The sequence below is a fragment of the Escherichia sp. WS568 genome (assembly GCF_046486085.1).
Lineage (GTDB): Bacteria > Pseudomonadota > Gammaproteobacteria > Enterobacterales > Enterobacteriaceae > Escherichia > Escherichia coli.
In genome coordinates this window covers 342,467-361,150 of the sequence record NZ_JBJQMC010000002.1, presented here as the reverse complement: position 1 = coordinate 361,150, position 18,684 = coordinate 342,467, and the positions used below count along the sequence as shown (strand labels likewise).

Sequence of the window (18,684 nt, the reverse complement as noted above, 5' to 3'; positions counted from 1 at the left end):
CGACGACGTTGATAGGCCGGGTGTGTAAGCGCAGCGATGCGTTGAGCTAACCGGTACTAATGAACCGTGAGGCTTAACCTTACAACGCCGAAGATGTTTTGGCGGAAGAGACATCGATAAGTAAGCTTGATAACAGATTAAATCAGACCGCAGAAGCGGTCTGATAAACAGAATTTGCCTGGCGGCCTTAGCGCGGTGGTCCCACCTGACCCCATGCCGAACTCAGAAGTGAAACGCCGTAGCGCCGATGGTAGTGTGGGGTCTCCCCATGCGAGAGTAGGGAACTGCCAGGCATCAAATTTAGCGTGCTGATATGGCTCAGTTGGTAGAGCGCACCCTTGGTAAGGGTGAGGTCCCCAGTTCGACTCTGGGTATCAGCACCACTTTTTAGGTTAAAGTTCGGCAGATTAGAAAAGAATTTGTCTGGCGGCAGTAGCGCGGTGGTCCCACCTGACCCCATGCCGAACTCAGAAGTGAAACGCCGTAGCGCCGATGGTAGTGTGGGGTCTCCCCATGCGAGAGTAGGGAACTGCCAGACATCAAATCAAGCGAAAGGCCATCCAAAAGGATGGCCTTTTTGCGTTTCGAATCTATGTACAACTTAATGGATAACCTGCGATAAAAATGCCCTCGTACGCTCCGATTTAGGATGCGCAAAAAATTCATCAGGTGTAGCTTGTTCCACTATCTCCCCACGATCCATAAAAATCACCCGGTCAGCGACGGTTCGTGCAAACCCCATCTCGTGCGTTACGCACAACATTGTCATACCTGACTGCGCCAGCCCAATCATTGTATCCAGCACTTCTTTCACCATCTCCGGATCGAGCGCAGACGTAGGTTCGTCAAACAGCATGATCTTTGGTTTCATACAAAGTGAACGTGCTATGGCAACGCGTTGCTGCTGACCACCTGAAATCTGTCCGGGAAACTTATGCGCATGTTCGGCAATTCTCACCCGCTCAAGGTAATGCATCGCCAGAGCTTCAGCCTCTTTCTTTGGCATCTTGCGTACCCAAATCGGTGCCAGGGTACAGTTCTGTAGAACGGTCAGATGAGGGAAGAGATTGAAATGCTGAAAGACCATTCCCACTTCCTGCCTGACGCGCTCAATATTGCGAATATCTTCGTTAAGCTCGATGCCATCTACCACGATCTGTCCCTGTTGGTGTTCTTCCAGATGATTAATACAACGAATGGTTGTCGATTTACCGGAACCAGAAGGGCCACACAGAACGATCCGTTCTCCCGGTTGCACGGTTAAATTTATATTTTTCAAAACATGGAATTGCCCATACCATTTATTGACGTTTTCCAGCGTAATCATCGCGTTAGCAGGTTGCAGTAAAATTTGGCTCATAGTGTCCTCAATGCGGTGTACGCCCGGTGTTAAAACGTTTTTCCAGATGCTGGCTATAGCGCGACATGCTGAAACAGAAGATCCAGTAGATCAGTGCGGCGAAAACATACCCTTCCGTCGACATACCCAACCAGGCGGGATCAACGGTTGCCTGCTGAACGCTACTGAAAAGATCGAACAACCCGATGATGATCACCAGGCTGGTATCTTTGAAGAGTGCGATGATGGTATTTACCAGCCCAGGAATCACCAGCTTCAACGCCTGTGGCAGAATAACCAGCCCCTGGGTTTTCCAGTAACCCAACGCCAGCGACTCTGCCGCTTCATATTGCCCTTTAGGCAGCGCCTGTAATCCGCCTCGCACGACTTCCGCAACATATGCTGACTGAAACAGGATCACGCCAACCAGCGCGCGGATCAATTTGTCGATACTGGTGCCTTCTGCCATAAACAACGGCAGCATGACCGAAGACATAAACAGAACGGTAATCAGCGGTACACCGCGCCAGAACTCGATAAAAATGACCGATAAGATACGCACAATCGGCATATGGGAGCGACGACCTAACGCCAGTAAGATCCCCCACGGCAGCGCCCCCGCAATCCCAACTGATGCAATAATTAAAGTTAGCGTCAGCCCGCCCCATTGCCGGGTTTCAACCCGCTCAAGACCAAGAAACCCGCCATACATCAGCCACCAGACAATCAGTGGGTAAATCACCGCCCATACCGCAATATAGCGACCGCGATACGGGAGTATTTTCCAGAACATTGGTGCGATCGATACAAGCCCAATCAGTAATGCCAGGTTAATTCGCCAGCGTTGGTCGTGTGGGTAAAGCCCATACATAAACTGACCAAATCGTTCGTGGATGAAGACCCAACAGGCACCGGCTTTTGTGCAGTCGGCACGCGTTGAGCCAACCCAGTTAGCTTGCAAAAATGCCCAGTTCAGCAACGGTGGGATCAGTTCCCACATCAACCATATGCAGCCAATAGTCAGCAGGCTATTGCTCAAGCTGGAGAACAGATTTTTTCGCACCCACACCATCGCGCGGCTTGAGTTATGGCTCGCCGGGCGCGGGGGATGAGACAGCAATACTTTTGTCATCATGACTCCTTAGCGTTCAACGATCGCGATGCGGCGGTTATAGATATTCATCAGCAGCGAGATAGTCAGGCTGATAATCAGATAGACCGACATGGTCATGGCTATCGTCTCGATGGCTTGCCCCGTTTGGTTCAGCACGGTGCCAGCAAACAGCGAAACCATATCGGGATAGCCAATAGCGGCGGCAAGAGAGGAGTTCTTGACGATGTTGAGATACTGGCTGGTTAACGGTGGAATAATCACCCGCAATGCCTGGGGAATAATGACCTGGCGTAGCGTGACCGGATTGGGTAATCCCAGTGACCGAGCTGCTTCATGTTGACCATAAGGCACTGCCTGGATCCCTGCGCGGATAATTTCGGCGATAAATGCAGAAGTATAAACCGAAAGCGCCAGCGTTAAGGCTGCCAGTTCAGGAATTAAAACCATCCCGCCGCGGAAATTAAAGCCTCGAAGGGCTGGGACATCCCAGTGTAGTGCTGCGCCAAAAAGCCATTGCGCCAGTAAAGGCAAACCAATGATCAACACTGCGGCGATCGGCCAGGTGCGGCGCAGTTGTCCGGTTTTTATCTGGTATGTTTTATTAAAGCGGAATAGCCCAACAGAAAGGACTATAGCCATAACAACAGCCAGGATAAACGCAATAAATCCGTCTCCCAGCTGCGGCGACGGAATATAAAGCCCACGATTGCTCAAAAAGGCCAGATCAAACGCACTCACTGCCTGGCGTGGTCCGGGCAAATTGCGCAGCACGGCAAAGTACCAGAAGAAGATTTGCAGCAGCGGCGGAATATTACGGAAGATCTCAATATAAATTGTGGAAAGCTTTCGTAGCAGCCAGTTATCCGAAAGTCGCGCCAGACCGATAAAGAAGCCCAGAACAGAAGCGAATACAATACACAATGCAGAAACCAGTAGCGTATTGAGTAAGCCAACAATGAAAACGCGTCCGTAGGTATCACCCTGCTGGTAATCGATCAAATGCTGGACAATACCGAAGCCAGCGCCGCGATCCAGAAAGGCAAAACCTGAAGTAATGCCACGATTACTGAGATTCGTCACAGTGTTGTGAAATAGCCAACCAACAATGCCAACAACAGCAACAACGGCAAGGATCTGGAATAACCAGGCGCGAACCGTAGGGTTGGCAAAGGAGAGTGAGCCTTTAACGGTTGAGCGGCGATGAGACATAGAAACCTCGGAAAGCATAACGCTGAAGAGAGCGCCGCCGTAGCGACGCTCGTTACCTCACACCGACTTAACGCACGGGCGGCGCGTACTGAATTCCGCCGTTATTCCAGAGATTATTTTGCCCACGTTTAATTTTCAGCGGGCTTTCTGAACCTACGTTACGCTCAAAAATTTCCGAGTAGTTACCCACCTGTTTGATGATGTTGTAAGCCCATTTATTATCCAGCTTCAGATCCTTGCCGTAATCGCCTTCTTTACCCAGCAGATGTGCCATATCAGGCGTTGCCGGATTAGCCGCTTTTTCATCGACGTTCTGGGAATTGATGCCCATCTCTTCAGCATTCAGCATGGCGAAAAGCGTCCAGCGTACAATCGAGAACCATTCATCATCGCCACGGCGAACTACCGGCCCAAGCGGTTCTTTGGAGATAACTTCCGGTAAGACAATCCATTCAGCCGGGTTGCTTAATTTGATGCGCAGGGCATACAGTTGTGATTGATCCGAGGCCAGCGTATCGCAGCGACCAGATTCCAGTGCCTTCGCTGATTCGTCAGAGCGATCGAAAGTCACTGGTGTGTACTTCATATTGTTTGCCTTAAAGTAATCGGCAACGTTGAGTTCGGTATCAGTACCCGCCTGAATACAGACGGTAGCGCCATCCAGTTCTTTCGCGCTTTTTAGTCCCGCTTTATCGTGAGTCAGGAAGCCAATGCCGTCGTAATAAGTGACGCCGGTAAATGCCATTCCCATCCCGGCATCGCGAGATGAAGTCCAGGTCGTATTACGGGAGAGCAAATCCACCTCCCCTGACTGTAAAGCGGTGAAGCGTTCTTTTGCAGTGAGCGGGGTATATTTCACTTTCGTGTCGTCACCAAATACAGCAGCGGCAACACCACGACAAATATCAACATCAATACCTGAAAATTTACCGTCAGCATCGGCATAAGAGAACCCAGGTAATCCATCACTGATCCCGCATTGCACAAAACCTTTTTTCTGTACGGCATCAAGCGTCGCGCCAGCATGCGCCTGATTTGCAACGGCAAGCAGCACGCTGGCGGCAGCCAGTGTGGCTATCATCATCTTTTTCATAATGCTTCCTGTGAGGCGAAAATTATCGTTATAGGACATTTGGGAAACGTCTTTTACCTGTCTGTGGCCATCCTCTTATAAGCAAAAGTAGTGCCAGTTTTTGCGCACGATTTCGCGTCGCAATAAGCTGAGTGTAGACAGGAAATAATAAAAACAGCGCCCCGCAATGGTGCGAAAATGAAACATGCGCCACATTTTGGCGCAAAATATTTACGCGTTTTTTACTAAGCAGAATAATGATTGTTAGCGTGAGTATAATTCTGGTGGGAAGTGTGAAAATTAAATTGATGCGTTATTTCGAAAGCAGCGAAATAACGCGATATAACATGCTAAATCAGCAGGGAATTAGCCAGCAGAATATAGCAATATTTTATCTTATGGTGAGATACTGTATCGTTAAACAGAGCGCGGTACTCCGCGCTCTGTTCAGTTATTTCGACAGAGCGATGATCCCCATCGTCAGGCCAGCAACAGCTGCTGCCCCGCCAGCAATAGCCCCAGCCGTTTCCCAGTTATCCTGAGTCGTGCCTTTCATACAGGTATTGGTGTGAACCAGTCGCCCCTGATCATCATAAACCGGAACGCAGGGCGAATCGTGAGCACAGCCCGCCAGCAATGCGGTGAGCAATGCCACAGGAATTAATCTTTTCATGGTGTTACCTCAGTAATAAACGCTAACGCTTAATAAGTTAACTCTCTTATTAACGAGCTGAATGCCATTTTATCACCGGAGGTTATAAATCTTGCGGAATGAATAATGACAAATTATGTGAATTGTAAAAATAGTGAAGGGAGCGGGAACTATAGAAAGTTTTTAAAGAGTGAGAAGAAGAATATCTTATTAATTTTTATGGGTTTCACTGAAAATAATAAAGGCACCCGAAAGTGCCTTTATGTTTCTGATTTATCCTTTAAAGCAACGGCGGATCACCACAAAGAACACCGGCACGAAGAAGATTGCCAGCAACGTTGCAGAAACCATCCCGCCCATTACCCCGATACCCACTGCGTTCTGCGCGCCACTGCCGGCACCGTTACTGATAGCTAGCGGTAATACGCCGAGAATAAAGGCGAGAGAGGTCATCAGGATAGGACGCAGACGCATACGTACTGCCATTAGTGTCGCTTCAACAACACCTTTACCCTCTTTTTCCATGAGATCTTTAGCGAACTCAACAATCAAAATAGCGTTTTTGGCCGACAAGCCAATTGTCGTCAGCAAGCCCACCATAAAGTAGACGTCATTTTTTTGATTAAAGAGTGTTGCCGCCAGTAGCACGCCGACAATCCCTAACGGCACGACCAACATAACCGAGACAGGAATTGACCAGCTTTCATAGAGTGCAGCAAGGCACAGGAAAACAACCACAAAGGAAATTGCTACCAGAGCGGGAGCCTGGTTTCCCGATAAACGTTCCTGATATGACATACCCGTCCAGTCATAACCAATGCCCGCCGGTAATTTTGACGCAAGGTTTTCCATCAACGCCATGGCATCGCCGGAACTGGTTCCTGGCGCGGCTTCCCCCTGAATCTCCATTGACGGCAGACCGTTGTAGCGCTCCAGTCGCGGAGAGCCATACACCCAATGTGCAGTGGTAAAGGCAGAGAATGGCACCATTTCGCCGTTGGCGCTGCGGACATAAAGTTTATCGACATCTTCTGGCAGCATACGGAATTTGGCATCCGCCTGAACATACACCTTTTTCACGCGACCACGGTCAATGAAGTCGTTAACGTAAGTCCCACCCAACGCCGTTGAAATGGTCTGATTGATGTCAGAAAGTGAAACACCTAATGCCTGCGCCTTTTCCTGGTCAACTTCCAGTTTAAACTGCGCGGTGTCTTCCAGACCATTAGGACGCACGCTGACTAAGCTGGCAGGATGTTGCGCCGCCATGCCAAGCAACTGGTTACGGGCCTGGGTCAGGGCATCGTGACCCAGCCCAGCCTGATCAATTAACTCAAAGTCGAAACCCGTTGCCGTGCCCAGTTCAACAATGGCTGGCATATTGAATGGAATGACAAAACCGTCGCGGATCTTGCCCAATTCCATTTTGGCACGATGGATTACCGCTTCCGCACTGTTTTCGTCACCACTACGCTCTTCCCACGGTTTCAGACTGACGAAGGCCATACCGGCGTTTTGTGCCTGGCCGCTGAAGCTAAAGCCGTTAACCGTAAAGACACTTTCTACGTTCGCTTTCTCGTTCTTCAGATAGTAATCCGTCACTTGATCCAACACTTTTTGCGTCCGCTCTTGCGTCGCGCCAGCGGGTAACTGAATCATAGTCAGAAAGACTCCCTGATCCTCTTCAGGTAAGAAGGAAGACGTAAAAACAACACCACCATTCCAGCAACAATTAGTGCATAGATCAGTAAATATCGTCCTGTGGAACCGAGGATTTTGCCGACGCTGTTGGTGTAGTGGTTAACGCTATGATCGAAGGTGGTATTAAACCAGCCGAAGAAACCGCCCTTATTTTCGTGATGCTCAGCAGAGACGGGTTTGAGCAGTGTTGCACATAACGCTGGGGTAAGAATCAATGCCACCAGAACAGAAAGCGCCATTGCCGAAACGATGGTGATAGAGAACTGGCGGTAAATTGCCCCAGTAGAACCGCCGAAGAATGCCATTGGAATAAATACCGCTGACAGCACCATCGCGATACCCACCAGTGCGCCCTGAATTTGCGACATCGATTTTTCCGTCGCTTCTTTTGGCGGGAGCTTATCCTCCATCATCACGCGCTCGACGTTCTCCACCACCACTATCGCATCATCGACGAGCAGCCCGATGGCAAGCACCATCCCGAACATCGTTAGTGTGTTGATGGAGTAACCAAAAGCGGCGAGGATGGCAAACGTCCCTAACAACACCACGGGTACCGCAATGGTGGGGATCAGCGTTGCTCGCATATTCTGCAAGAACAGATACATCACCAGGAACACCAGCATAATGGCTTCGAACAGCGTTTTTACCACTTCGTGAATAGAAAGCTGGACGAATGGTGTGGTGTCATAAGGGTAGAGAACCTTCATTCCCTGCGGGAAGAATGGCTGTAATTCCGCCAGTTTTGCCTTAATGGCTTTCGCGGTATCGAGAGCATTCGCGCCGGTTGCCAGCTTAATACCCAGGCCCGCCGCCGGTTTACCGTTGATGCGAGCGATAACGTTATAGTTTTCACCGCCAAGTTCAACCCGTGCGACATCTTTCAGGCGTACCACCGAGCCGTCACTGTTTACGCGCAAGGTCACTTTGCCGAATTCTTCCGGATTTTTTAACCGCGTCTGAGCAATAATCGAGGCGTTCAACTGTTGCCCTGGTAACGCTGGCGTTCCGCCCAACTGTCCGGCAGCGATCTGATCGTTCTGTACCTTCAACTGGTTAATCACATCAACCGGCGTCAGTTTGTATTTGTTTAGCAGGTCGGCGTCCAACCAGATACGCATCGCATACTGTGCGCCGAAAAGTTGTACGTCACCGACGCCATTCAGACGGCTAAGCGTATCTTTAACGTTAGAGGCCACATAGTCCGAGATATCGTCCTGTGTGGTGCCTGGGTTATCAGAGACAAAGCCCGCCACCATCAAATAGCTGCTACTGGACTTTTCAACACTGATCCCCTGCTGCTGTACCTCCTGCGGCAGCAACGGCGTGGCGAGCTGGAGTTTGTTCTGCACCTGCACTTGCGCGATATCTGGATCGGTCCCGGACTGGAAGGTAAGGGTAATTGTCACGCTACCGGCAGAATCGCTGGTGGAGGACATATACATCAGGTTATCGATACCATTCATATTCTGTTCGATAACCTGCGTCACCGTATCCTGCACGGTCTGCGCATCAGCGCCCGGATAGTTTGCCGAAACAGAAACTGCAGGCGGCGCAATGGTTGGGTATTGGGCGACGGGCAATTGTAGGATCGCCAGTACACCCGCCATCATCAGAATAATGGCCAGCACCCATGCAAATATCGGTCGTCGAATAAAAAAGTTTGCCATGTCAGATTGCCTTACTTCGATGCAGAATCTGCGGGGGTATCGGTAGTGGCTTTAACCTGCTCTCCCGGACGCGCTTTTTGCAGGCCGCTGACAATGACTTGATCGCCAGATTTCAGCCCTTCGCTAATCAACCATTTATCGCCAATCGCCTGGCTGGCAACGACAGGGCGCGCTTCAACCTGACTTTTATCGTTAACAATCAGCACGGTTGCATCACCACGCGGTGTGCGGCTAACGCCTTGTTGCGGGATAAGAATGGCATCAGATTGGACGCCTTCATCAATCCGTGCGCGCACAAACATACCAGGTAAAAGCGTATGTTGCGGGTTAGGGAAGACGGCACGTAGGGTTATGGAGCCGGTGCTTTCATCAACGGTAACATCGGAGAATTGCAGCGTACCTTTCAGGGGATAGGTTTGACCGTTTTCCATGACCAACTCTACGTTGCTGGTGGCGTTTTCCTTATGCAAATTTCCTTGCTCTACGGATTGCTTCAGCCTCATAAAATCGTTGCTGGATTGGGTCACATCAACGTAGATAGGATCGAGCTGCTGGACAGTCGCCAGTTCAGTCGTTTGCCCATTAGTGACAAGAGCGCCTTCGGTCACGGTCGATTTGCCGATACGTCCGCTAATTGGCGCAGTCACTTTGGTATAAGCGAGATTGATGCGAGCGCTTTCGACTGTGGCTTTTGCGGCAATCACGGCGGCATCGGCCTGGCGAGCATCAGCAATGGCCTGGTCGTACTCCTGCTGACTGATGTATTTCGTACCCACGAGCGGAACGTAACGTTTTACCGTCAAATGCGCGATGGCGGCGGCGGCTTCACTTTTCGCCAGTTCGCCTTTCGCGCTGTCATAACTTGCCTGATAGGTCGCGGGATCGATCTGGTACAGAGACTGGCCTGCTTGCACATCGCTGCCTTCAGTGAAATTGCGACTCAGTACGATCCCGCTAACCTGTGGGCGAACTTCGGCTATACGGTAAGCATTGGTGCGGCCTGGTAATTCAGTCTTAACTTCTAACGGGGCCGTTTTCACAATATGAACGGTAACCTGCGGTTCACCGACGTGAGCTTTCTCTTCTCCCTTATCGTTACAACCGGCGATTAAAGCCGCGGAGATCAGAATAAAGGAGGGCAGGAGGAAAAACCTGGCATGTTTCGTCATTACTATTCCTCAAAAAACCAAAAGCGCGTTATTTACCCAAAAAGGCAACGCGTTAACTCGCAGAAAGAAAAATACAGTTCGCTATCCTACAAATTATCATTCGTCGATGTAAGGAATAGTTATGAATACTGGCGTCTCAAGGCACATAAACACAAAAAAAGATTAATATTCTACTGTTTTATTTTGACGCGGGTTGAAAGAGGTAGAATCAAATCCTCGTAAATTGAAATATATATTGATGTAGTGAATGTATCTTAGGTAAATAATATATATTATTTATTTAACGATTTATAGCAACTCAATATTAGCCTCTCGTATAAATACACATTAGGTGATAGATTAACCTTCGCTATTTTCTCACTCTGTGTCGAATATATTTATTTCCTGAATAATTAATCATGGCAAAAAGAACCAAAGCCGAAGCTCTGAAGACCCGGCAAGAACTGATTGAAACTGCCATCGCCCAGTTTGCGCAACATGGCGTAAGCAAGACGACGCTCAACGACATTGCCGATGCCGCTAACGTTACGCGTGGCGCTATCTACTGGCACTTCGAGAACAAGACCCAACTGTTTAATGAGATGTGGTTGCAACAGCCTTCATTGCGGGAGTTAATCCAGGAACACTTGACGGCTGGGTTAGAGCATGACCCGTTTCAACAATTGCGTGAAAAATTGATTGTCGGCTTGCAATATATTGCCAAAATTCCCCGCCAGCAGGCGTTGCTGAAAATCTTATATCACAAATGTGAATTTAATGATGAGATGCTGGCAGAGGGAGTGATACGCGATAAGATGGGCTTTAATCCGCAGACTCTCCACGAAGTATTGCAGGCATGTCAGCAACAAGGTTGTATAGCAAATAATCTCGATTTAGATGTTGTGATGATTATTATTGATGGTGCCTTCAGCGGAATTGTTCAAAACTGGTTAATGAATATGGCGGGTTATGATCTTTATAAACAAGCACCCGCACTGGTCGATAACGTATTAAGAATGTTCATGCCAGATGAAAACATAACGAAATTAATTCATCAAACGAATGAATTAAGTGTCATATAAATTCACATTCTGTCCTGAAAATTCAGTTCGTCACAGTTAACCAGTTTTAGTGGATTAACTGAGTTCATATTGCGGCATTTGTCTGTTTCTGTTGCCAGCAGTTCAATCCACTGCATCAGTAAAGTATCAAACAGAAAAACGAAGACAGCGAAAACGACGAGCCACCAATACTTGCGAATCATTACCTGAGCCTGTGCATGTTTAACCAAGTCTGGCAGGAAATATACACGAAATGAATAATCTGAAAACCAGGCTTACACTTCCTTTACTTTGCAATGAGATCGGGGTCAACTTCGCTTAACCTGCTTCGTTTTGACAGGTTGCCGGTCTTTCTTTTTTTCACTTTCGCCAGTTCTTCCGCAGAGTAATGCGACGCGACATCCAGCCGTCGAAGCCCCATTTTGATGTACTCGCTGTTGATCTCAATACCAATGAATTTTCGCCCGCTGGCGGCGGCTACGGCACCGGTAGTAAAGCTACCGGCAAACGGGTCGAGAACGATATCGCCTGGGTTGGAAGAGGCGAGAATAATGCGTTTCAGTAAGGCTTCCGGTTTTTGCGTCGGGTGATTCTCATATTCATCCATCAAATAACGCACGCGCGGAAAATCCCAGACGTTACCCGGTACTTTTTGATGATTGTAAGGCTGTGGAGGATTTTTGCGATAATCGATCAACGCGCGCTGCGATCCGGTTTTGGCTTCTACCAGAATAGCATCACCGTTGAACGTGTAGTTCTTTGCGTCTTTCACCATCATCAGGATGGGTTCGTACATGGAGCCGTAGTGTTTTTTCGCCTGCACTCCAGAACTGTCATATGACCAGACGATGCGACTTTTGATGGTAAAAAGCTTGCGGCACTGGAGATCGATAAAGGGCATGTTTTCCGTGCTGTTCATGATGTACATGCTGCCCTGCTTTTTCAGAACGCGGTGGCACTCTGCAATCACTTCAAACAGCCAGTCGATAAACAGATCTTCTTTCCAGGCTTCGATCAGACCATCAAAATTTTTACCGATGTTATACGGTGGGTCGGCAAAGATCAGATCTACACTATCGGCGGGGATCTTTTTAAGTTCGGTTAATGCATCACCCTGGATGATGGTCTTTGCTTCATTACCAAATCGGGTCGGTTCACATCCTGTTCTCATGGTCACTCCCTTTGTGACACCTATAAAAAAGGCGCTTCCCCATGCCGAGTAGCGCCTTTTTAATCAAGCATTTAGCTAACCTGAATTAGTTCATGCCGTATTTTTTCAATTTTTTACGCAGCGTACCACGGTTGATGCCCATCATCAGCGCAGCACGGGTCTGGTTACCACGGGTGTATTGCATCACCATGTCCAACAGGGGCTGTTCTACTTCAGCCAGTACCAGCTCATAGAGGTCATTCACATCCTGACCGTTCAGTTGAGCAAAATAGTTCTTCAGTGCCTGTTTAACCGAGTCACGCAGGGGTTTTTGGGTTACCTGATCCTGAGAGTTAACGGTAGAAACGGTCAGTACGTCAGAATTTACGCGTTGTTCGAACATAGTTCTGTCAGCTCTTTATTTCTGTTTACGCAAAATTTTCGAAGTATGCCTCCAACGCCTCCAGCTGTTCGCTGGCATCCTCAATGGCGTTGAATGTGCGCCGAAACTGGTCATTTGGAGCGTGTTCCTGGAGATACCAGGAAACGTGTTTACGTGCAATTCGGTACCCTTTTGCCGGACCATAAAAGTCATGCAGTTCCCGAACGTGCGCGCAAAGCAAGCGCTTAACCTCTGCCAAAGGCAGCGGGGGCAGCAACTCCCCAGTGTCCAGATAATGCTGGATTTCCCGAAAGATCCAGGGTCTTCCCTGAGCTGCGCGGCCTATCATCAGGGCATCGGCCCCTGTATAGTCGAGCACAGCTCTGGCTTTAAGCGGGTCAGTAATGTCGCCATTCGCGATAACCGGAATGGAAACTTTCTGCTTAACTGCCCGAATACTGTCGTACTCAGCTTCTCCATTGAACAAACAGGCGCGTGTACGGCCATGAATGGTCAGAGCCTGAATGCCACAGTCTTCAGCCAGTTGGGCAATCTCTTCGCAGTTACGGTGTTCCGGCGCCCAGCCGGTGCGAATCTTCAGGGTAACAGGAACGTCCACTGCATTGACGACCTCGGTAAGGATCGATTTAACGACATCCGGGTACTGCAAAAGGGCTGAACCTGCGAGCTTGCGATTCACTTTTTTAGCCGGGCAACCCATATTGATATCAATAATCTGGGCACCGCTTTCCACGTTAATACGTGCTGCATCTGCCATTTCTTTCGGATCGCTACCAGCAATTTGCACGGTGCGAATACCGGGTTCATCAATGTGCACCATCCGTAAACGAGATTTGTCGCTTTCCCAAACCTGTGGGTTAGAAGACATCATCTCGGATACTGTCAATCCGGCTCCCATCTCGTAGCACAACGTCCGAAAAGGTCTGTCTGTAATGCCAGCCATGGGCGCTGCGATCAGGCGATTTCTGAGCTGATATTGTCCGATGCGCATGAGTTAAGAAATGACCATACTGTGACTGCAAGGCGGCGTATATTACGCATTTTTTGCACGAGATGAAAGGCCAAACTTTGACCAATCCTCTGAGATGGATCAAAGAATTGCATTTAAAATGAGCGTGGCGCGATAATTACTCATAAAAATCATCATATTAGAAAATGTTGACTAAAATTTATACTCAAAGAAATTTGAGTAAGTTCTCAATTTTTCTTTATGAATGAAAATTTTGGCACGCAAATTTGCGTAAATAATCGGCAAATTAACGTGCCTTTTGTGACCTTGCTCGCACTTCGCCTTGCGTCACCATACGGCGATGCGAAGGTTAATTCTTACGACCGGTAATGCGGCACCACTCTTCTTTTTCCACGACCGGGTCCAGAGCGAAGCTGTCGGCATAAGCTTCACAAACGCTCTCTGCCTGGCTTGCCAGAATACCGGAAAGGCCCAGCAAGCCACCTGAAACCGGCAGGACGCTGATTAACGGTGCCAGTTCACGTAACGGGCCTGCGAGGATGTTAGCGACCACCACGTCGGCTTTCATCGCTTCTGGCTGATCTTTCGGTAAGTAGAGTTCCAGACGGTCAGAAACGCCATTACGTTCGGCGTTGTCGCGGCTGGCCTGAATCGCCTGCGGATCAATATCAATACCAATGGCTTTTGCTGCACCCAGTTTCAGCGCCGCGATAGCCAGAATGCCGGAACCACAGCCAAAGTCGATGACCGTTTTACCGGTTAAATCGAGGCTGTCGAGCCATTGCAGGCACAGAGAGGTAGTTGGATGAGTCCCTGTACCAAACGCCAGACCTGGGTCTAACATCACGTTGACGGCGTTTTCGTCCGGCACATCACGCCAGCTTGGGCAGATCCATAGTCGTTCACCAAAGCGCATCGGGTGGAAATTATCCATCCATTCGCGCTCCCAGTCTTTATCTTCCAGTTGTTCGATTTTATGCGCGAAGCCTGCGCCGAGCAGCGGATGGTTTTCCAGAATCGCCACCACGTCGTTCATATCGGTTTCAGCGTCGAACAGACCAATCACATCGGTGTCGCCCCACAGGCGCGTTTCGCCCGGCAGCGGCTCAAACACAGGCGTATCGTGGGTATCCTGAAAAGTGATAGAAACGGCACCCGCTTCCATCAGCGCATCGCTAAGATCTTCCGCGTTCGCGCCGGTGGTGTTCAGTTTCAGTTGGATCCAAGGCATGGCAAAACTCTTTATTTATCAGTAGTCAAAACGGTAGCTTGCGGGACGGATGTACCGAAACGGTTTCCGACCATGAAAGCCAGCAAACTTAGTAGTAACGAGGGCACGATAGGGTGGAAGCCCAGGTACTGAATATTCAGCGTCGCGAGTACGGCATACAGTACGCCGCCAACAATCATCGCACTTAGCGCGCCTTTGGCGTTGGCGCGTTCCCAGTAAAGACCCAGTACCAGCGGCCACAGGAAAACGGCTTCCAGCCCACCGAAGGCCAGCAAATTCAGCCAGATGATCATTTCTGGCGGCTTCCAGGCGGCAAGCAGCAGCAACGCACCGAGAACCAACGTGATCACCGCCGACATCCGCTTCAGACGCGTCTCGTTTTGCATTTGATCCGGACGGATATTCAGATAGAGATCTTTAATGATCGTAGCGGAACTTTGCAGCAACTGGGCATTGATCGTCGACATGATCGCAGCCATAGGTGCAGCCAGGAAGATCCCGGCAGCAAACGGTGGCAGCACTTTTACCATTAACGTCGGGATCACCAGATCCGGTACGGTGAGATCGGGGATCACCGCACGGCCTAACGCTCCGGCCAGGTGCATACCAAACATCAGGACTGCCACTACAATTGTCCCGATGATGATTCCCCGATGTACCGCTTTGCTGTCTTTATAAGAGATGCAGCGCACAGCGGTATGCGGCAGACCAATCACACCAAAGCACACCAGCACCCAGAACGATGTCATAAAGGCAGGCGACAGAATATCGTCAGCGCCTTGCGGAGTAACCAGTTGCGGATCGATGGTTTGCAACGTCTCTACTGCGTTGCTTAAGCCACCTGCGGCATGTACCACGCCAATAAGCAGCACAATGGTGCCAATCAGCATCACCAGCCCTTGCATGGTGTCGTTCAGCACGCTGGCGCGAAAGCCACCAAAGGCGGTATACAACGCAATGCTGATACCGAAAATCAGCAGCCCGGTTTCATAAGGGATACCCGCCGCAGTTTCCAGCAGACGCGCACCGCCGATAAACTGCACGGTCATCGCACCAACGAACGCAACCAGCAAACTTAAACTCGCCAGCCACACCAGCAGACGACTCTGGTAGCGGGCAAACAGCATATCGTTCAGCGTCACCGCATTGTAGCGGCGCGCAAGAATTGCGAACTTCTTGCCGAGAATACCGAGCGAAAGCCAGACTGCAGGAAGCTGAATCATCGCCAGCAATACCCAGCCCAGGCCGTATTTATAAGCAGCTCCAGGCCCGCCGATAAACGAACTGGCACTGATATAGGTCGCGGTGAGTGTCATCGCCAGCACAATACCGCCCATAGAACGGCTGCCGAGGAAATACTCATTGAGGAAGGTGCCGGTGTTCCGTTTACGCATTGCATAAACTGAAATCCCGAACACCACCACCAGATAGGCGACCAGCGGTAGAATCACTTCAAGCTGCATCGTCATCCTCCAGCGGGATATCGCGATAGATAAATTTCACCATCGCCCAGCACAGTCCAATAAACAGCAGCGGCGTCAGGATGCAAGCCATCTCAAACCAGCGTGGAAAGCCGGTAAAACCGGGGGCAACGCCAGGTAAGTAAGCGGCTACTAACCATACCGCCAGATACAAAAGGGTCAGCCCCAGCGCCCAGCGCGCCTCTTTATGGGCCTGAACAAAACGAGTGTCCATTTTTTGTCCCTGATGGGTGAAGAAAGCGGGGATTGTACCTTATGGGGGTTGTCGATCCCCAGTAATAAAAAAGGCCGGAAAATCCGGCCTTTTGACGCTTTTGCAGTCTTATTTTTCCTGAAGACCGAGTTTTTTCTCCAGATAGTGGATGTTAGTGCCACCATGCTGGAAGTTCTCGTCATTCATGATGCGGATCTGCAGATCAACGTTGGTTTTGATACCGTCGATGATCAGCTCCTGCAGCGCATTCTTCATGCGGGCAATCGCCACGTCACGGTTTTCACCGTAGCAAATCAGCTTACCGATCATTGAGTCATAGTACGGCGGTACGGTGTAGCCCGCGTAGATATGAGACTCCCAACGTACGCCAAAACCGCCAGGTGCGTGGAAACGGGTGATTTTGCCCGGACTTGGCAGGAAGGTGTTCGGATCTTCGGCGTTGATACGACATTCCACCGCATGGCCGCGAACGTGAACTTCTTCTTGCTTGATCGACAGCGGTTGACCGGCAGCGATACGCAGCTGTTCTTTGATCAGGTCAACGCCGGTGATCATTTCAGTAACCGGGTGTTCTACCTGAATACGGGTGTTCATTTCGATGAAATAGAACTCGCCATTTTCGAACAGGAACTCGAAAGTACCTGCACCGCGATAGCCGATATCAACACATGCTTTAGCGCAACGTTCGCCGATGTAGCGACGCAGTTCCGGGGTAATGCCCGGTGCTGGTGCTTCTTCGACCACTTTCTGGTGGCGGCGCTGCATGGAGCAGTCACGTTCCGCCAGATAGATAGCGTTGCCCTGACCGTCAGCCAGTACCTGAATCTCGACGTGGCGAGGATTTTCCAGGTATTTCTCCATGTAAACCATATCGTTGCTGAAAGCAGCTTTCGCTTCCGCACGGGTCATGGAGATGGATTGTGCCAGTTCAGCGTCGCCGCGCACTACGCGCATACCGCGACCGCCGCCGCCGCCGGAGGCTTTGATAATTACCGGATAACCAATGCGTTTAGCAATGGCGCGGTTTTTATCCATATCGTCGCCCAGCGGGCCGTCAGAACCCGGTACGCAAGGAACGCCCGCTTTTTTCATCGCCGCGATTGCGGATACTTTGTCGCCCATCAGGCGAATGGTTTCTGCTTTCGGGCCGATGAAGATAAAGCCGGAGCGCTCAACCTGCTCGGCAAAGTTGGCGTTCTCGGAGAGGAAGCCGTAGCCCGGATGGATTGCTACTGCGCCGGTGATTTCAGCGGCGCTGATGATTGCCGGGATGTTCAGATAACTTTTTACTGACGGAGCAGGGCCGATACAGACCGTTTCATCTGCCAGTAATACGTGTTTTAGATCGCGATCCGCGCTGGAGTGCACAGCGACAGTCTTGATGCCCAGTTCTTTACAGGCACGAAGAATACGCAATGCAATCTCGCCGCGGTTGGCAATAACAATTTTATCCAGCATGTTCGCCTCGTTACTCGATGACGACCAGCGGCTCGTCAAATTCTACCGGTTGTCCACTTTCGACCAGAATTGCTTTCACGGTACCGGATTTGTCCGCTTCGATCTGGTTCATCATTTTCATGGCTTCAACGATGCACAGGGTATCGCCCACGTTGACTTTCTGACCCACTTCGATGAACGCTTTTGCGTCCGGGCTTGGGGTGCGGTAGAAAGTACCAACCATCGGGGAACGTACGATGTGACCACTGATTTCCGCTGCTGCTGGCGCTTCCATGGAAGGAACGGTCGCCGGAGCGGCTGCGTTAGATTGAGCTGGCTGCTGCATCATTGGTGCAGCGTAAGCTTGTTGCATCACAGGGAAACTTGCGGCAGGAGCTGCACGGCTAATGCGTACTGACTCTTCGCCTTCAGAAATTTCCAGTTCGGAGATGCCTGATTCTTCAACCAGCTCGATCAGTTTTTTAATCTTACGAATATCCATGAGTGGGTTCCGTACTCTTTGTTTAGTGTGATTGTGACAGGCGTTTCACCGCCGTCTGTAAAGCGTATGCCCCGACAGCTGTATGCATAGCGATAAATTCCAGCAGGCCGGGACGCCGGTCTATTTTGCCCCAGAGTGTCAATGTTAGACTTGACGGACATTGTGCAGCGATCTGCTGCTATCCTCCGGCAAAAAACAAAATATACCTTCGTTGCGCCAATGTCACCTTTTCCGCAGCGCAAAAACTGCGTCAGGGAGGACGAGGTCGCACATTATAACGATTTCGTAGCAATTGGCAGCTAAATACTGGTCTTATCAGGGAAGATAATC

General features: G+C 50.0%; 16 protein-coding genes, 1 tRNA gene, 3 rRNA genes and 1 pseudogene. 5 read left to right on the top strand and 16 right to left on the bottom strand.

Going from position 1 to position 18,684, the window contains the following annotated elements:
* The 4 genes from ACJHWR_RS04150 to rrf (ACJHWR_RS04135) all read left to right on the top strand — a co-directional run.
* Positions 1 to 81: ribosomal RNA gene (locus ACJHWR_RS04150) — 23S ribosomal RNA — on the top strand; the annotation flags it as partial.
* Between the two features lie 96 nt (positions 82 to 177).
* Positions 178 to 293 (top strand): 5S ribosomal RNA (gene rrf, locus ACJHWR_RS04145).
* Between the two features lie 14 nt (positions 294 to 307).
* Positions 308 to 383 (top strand) — tRNA-Thr (locus tag ACJHWR_RS04140).
* 39 nt (positions 384 to 422) lie between these two features.
* Positions 423 to 538: ribosomal RNA gene (gene rrf / locus ACJHWR_RS04135) — 5S ribosomal RNA — on the top strand.
* 63 nt (positions 539 to 601) lie between these two features.
* On the opposite strand, the gene ACJHWR_RS04130 is transcribed toward rrf (ACJHWR_RS04135), so the two are convergent.
* The 7 genes and pseudogenes from ACJHWR_RS04130 to acrE all read right to left on the bottom strand — a co-directional run bounded on the left by ACJHWR_RS04130 (position 602) and on the right by acrE (position 9,926).
* Positions 602 to 1,360: an amino acid ABC transporter ATP-binding protein gene (locus tag ACJHWR_RS04130; protein ID WP_000078330.1), complete on the bottom strand. Its 759-nt coding sequence runs from the start codon at positions 1,358 to 1,360 to the stop codon at positions 602 to 604.
* 7 nt (positions 1,361 to 1,367) lie between these two features.
* The gene (locus ACJHWR_RS04125; protein ID WP_012312000.1) at positions 1,368 to 2,471 is read right to left on the bottom strand and encodes an amino acid ABC transporter permease; all 1,104 of its coding nucleotides are present in this window, start codon (positions 2,469 to 2,471) and stop codon (positions 1,368 to 1,370) included.
* A 9-nt stretch (positions 2,472 to 2,480) separates the two neighbouring features.
* Positions 2,481 to 3,662, bottom strand: a complete 1,182-nt coding sequence (locus ACJHWR_RS04120; protein WP_000019674.1) for an amino acid ABC transporter permease — start codon at positions 3,660 to 3,662, stop codon at positions 2,481 to 2,483.
* Positions 3,663 to 3,729: 67 nt separating this feature from the next.
* Complete coding sequence (locus tag ACJHWR_RS04115; RefSeq protein ID WP_000738568.1) at positions 3,730 to 4,755, bottom strand: amino acid ABC transporter substrate-binding protein; 1,026 nt, start codon at positions 4,753 to 4,755, stop codon at positions 3,730 to 3,732.
* 430 nt (positions 4,756 to 5,185) lie between these two features.
* Positions 5,186 to 5,407, bottom strand: coding sequence for a membrane protein (locus tag ACJHWR_RS04110; protein ID WP_000825639.1), 222 nt, complete (start codon positions 5,405 to 5,407; stop codon positions 5,186 to 5,188).
* Between the two features lie 252 nt (positions 5,408 to 5,659).
* Positions 5,660 to 8,757, bottom strand: a pseudogene (gene acrF, locus ACJHWR_RS04105) (multidrug efflux RND transporter permease subunit AcrF).
* Positions 8,758 to 8,768: 11 nt separating this feature from the next.
* The gene (gene acrE / locus ACJHWR_RS04100) at positions 8,769 to 9,926 is read right to left on the bottom strand and encodes a multidrug efflux RND transporter periplasmic adaptor subunit AcrE (protein ID WP_000160363.1); all 1,158 of its coding nucleotides are present in this window, start codon (positions 9,924 to 9,926) and stop codon (positions 8,769 to 8,771) included.
* 398 nt (positions 9,927 to 10,324) lie between these two features.
* Between acrE and acrS the strand changes: the two genes are divergently transcribed.
* Positions 10,325 to 10,987, top strand: coding sequence for a multidrug efflux transporter transcriptional repressor AcrS (acrS, locus tag ACJHWR_RS04095; protein WP_001129513.1), 663 nt, complete (start codon positions 10,325 to 10,327; stop codon positions 10,985 to 10,987).
* A gap of 2 nt (positions 10,988 to 10,989) precedes the next feature.
* On the opposite strand, the gene ACJHWR_RS04090 is transcribed toward acrS, so the two are convergent.
* The 9 genes from ACJHWR_RS04090 to accB form a co-directional block, all read right to left on the bottom strand.
* Entirely contained in the window at positions 10,990 to 11,169 is a 180-nt protein-coding gene (locus tag ACJHWR_RS04090; protein WP_001295275.1) for a DUF2556 family protein, read from the bottom strand.
* An 83-nt stretch (positions 11,170 to 11,252) separates the two neighbouring features.
* Entirely contained in the window at positions 11,253 to 12,137 is an 885-nt protein-coding gene (gene yhdJ / locus ACJHWR_RS04085; RefSeq protein WP_001258938.1) for an adenine-specific DNA-methyltransferase, read from the bottom strand.
* Between the two features lie 85 nt (positions 12,138 to 12,222).
* Complete coding sequence (gene fis / locus ACJHWR_RS04080; protein ID WP_000462905.1) at positions 12,223 to 12,519, bottom strand: DNA-binding transcriptional regulator Fis; 297 nt, start codon at positions 12,517 to 12,519, stop codon at positions 12,223 to 12,225.
* Between the two features lie 25 nt (positions 12,520 to 12,544).
* Positions 12,545 to 13,510: a tRNA dihydrouridine synthase DusB gene (dusB, locus tag ACJHWR_RS04075; protein WP_001219652.1), complete on the bottom strand. Its 966-nt coding sequence runs from the start codon at positions 13,508 to 13,510 to the stop codon at positions 12,545 to 12,547.
* Positions 13,511 to 13,838: 328 nt separating this feature from the next.
* A complete protein-coding gene (prmA, locus tag ACJHWR_RS04070) occupies positions 13,839 to 14,720 on the bottom strand; it encodes a 50S ribosomal protein L11 methyltransferase (protein ID WP_001145820.1) in 882 nt (293 codons plus the stop codon).
* Between the two features lie 11 nt (positions 14,721 to 14,731).
* On the bottom strand, positions 14,732 to 16,183 hold the full coding sequence (gene panF / locus ACJHWR_RS04065; RefSeq protein WP_001175692.1) for a sodium/pantothenate symporter: 1,452 nt from the start codon (positions 16,181 to 16,183) through the stop codon (positions 14,732 to 14,734).
* Positions 16,173 to 16,415, bottom strand: a complete 243-nt coding sequence (locus ACJHWR_RS04060) for a YhdT family protein (RefSeq protein ID WP_000381170.1) — start codon at positions 16,413 to 16,415, stop codon at positions 16,173 to 16,175. Before ACJHWR_RS04060 ends, panF begins: the two co-directional genes overlap by 11 nt.
* 108 nt (positions 16,416 to 16,523) lie before the next feature.
* A complete protein-coding gene (gene accC / locus ACJHWR_RS04055) occupies positions 16,524 to 17,873 on the bottom strand; it encodes an acetyl-CoA carboxylase biotin carboxylase subunit (protein WP_000884639.1) in 1,350 nt (449 codons plus the stop codon).
* Between the two features lie 10 nt (positions 17,874 to 17,883).
* On the bottom strand, positions 17,884 to 18,354 hold the full coding sequence (accB, locus tag ACJHWR_RS04050) for an acetyl-CoA carboxylase biotin carboxyl carrier protein (protein WP_000354622.1): 471 nt from the start codon (positions 18,352 to 18,354) through the stop codon (positions 17,884 to 17,886).
* Between the last annotated feature and the right edge of the window lie 330 nt (positions 18,355 to 18,684).

What these genes read in the sequence shown, in the direction of transcription:
- ACJHWR_RS04130 (WP_000078330.1), bottom strand. Translation starts at nt 1,360, where the DNA reads ATGAGCCAAATTTTACTGCAACCTGCTAACGCGATGATTACGCTGGAA.
- ACJHWR_RS04125 (WP_012312000.1), bottom strand. Translation starts at nt 2,471, where the DNA reads ATGACAAAAGTATTGCTGTCTCATCCCCCGCGCCCGGCGAGCCATAAC.
- ACJHWR_RS04120 (WP_000019674.1), bottom strand. Translation starts at nt 3,662, where the DNA reads ATGTCTCATCGCCGCTCAACCGTTAAAGGCTCACTCTCCTTTGCCAAC.
- ACJHWR_RS04115 (WP_000738568.1), bottom strand. Translation starts at nt 4,755, where the DNA reads ATGAAAAAGATGATGATAGCCACACTGGCTGCCGCCAGCGTGCTGCTT.
- ACJHWR_RS04110 (WP_000825639.1), bottom strand. Translation starts at nt 5,407, where the DNA reads ATGAAAAGATTAATTCCTGTGGCATTGCTCACCGCATTGCTGGCGGGC.
- acrE (WP_000160363.1), bottom strand. Translation starts at nt 9,926, where the DNA reads ATGACGAAACATGCCAGGTTTTTCCTCCTGCCCTCCTTTATTCTGATC.
- acrS (WP_001129513.1), top strand. Translation starts at nt 10,325, where the DNA reads ATGGCAAAAAGAACCAAAGCCGAAGCTCTGAAGACCCGGCAAGAACTG.
- ACJHWR_RS04090 (WP_001295275.1), bottom strand. Translation starts at nt 11,169, where the DNA reads ATGATTCGCAAGTATTGGTGGCTCGTCGTTTTCGCTGTCTTCGTTTTT.
- yhdJ (WP_001258938.1), bottom strand. Translation starts at nt 12,137, where the DNA reads ATGAGAACAGGATGTGAACCGACCCGATTTGGTAATGAAGCAAAGACC.
- fis (WP_000462905.1), bottom strand. Translation starts at nt 12,519, where the DNA reads ATGTTCGAACAACGCGTAAATTCTGACGTACTGACCGTTTCTACCGTT.
- dusB (WP_001219652.1), bottom strand. Translation starts at nt 13,510, where the DNA reads ATGCGCATCGGACAATATCAGCTCAGAAATCGCCTGATCGCAGCGCCC.
- prmA (WP_001145820.1), bottom strand. Translation starts at nt 14,720, where the DNA reads ATGCCTTGGATCCAACTGAAACTGAACACCACCGGCGCGAACGCGGAA.
- panF (WP_001175692.1), bottom strand. Translation starts at nt 16,183, where the DNA reads ATGCAGCTTGAAGTGATTCTACCGCTGGTCGCCTATCTGGTGGTGGTG.
- ACJHWR_RS04060 (WP_000381170.1), bottom strand. Translation starts at nt 16,415, where the DNA reads ATGGACACTCGTTTTGTTCAGGCCCATAAAGAGGCGCGCTGGGCGCTG.
- accC (WP_000884639.1), bottom strand. Translation starts at nt 17,873, where the DNA reads ATGCTGGATAAAATTGTTATTGCCAACCGCGGCGAGATTGCATTGCGT.
- accB (WP_000354622.1), bottom strand. Translation starts at nt 18,354, where the DNA reads ATGGATATTCGTAAGATTAAAAAACTGATCGAGCTGGTTGAAGAATCA.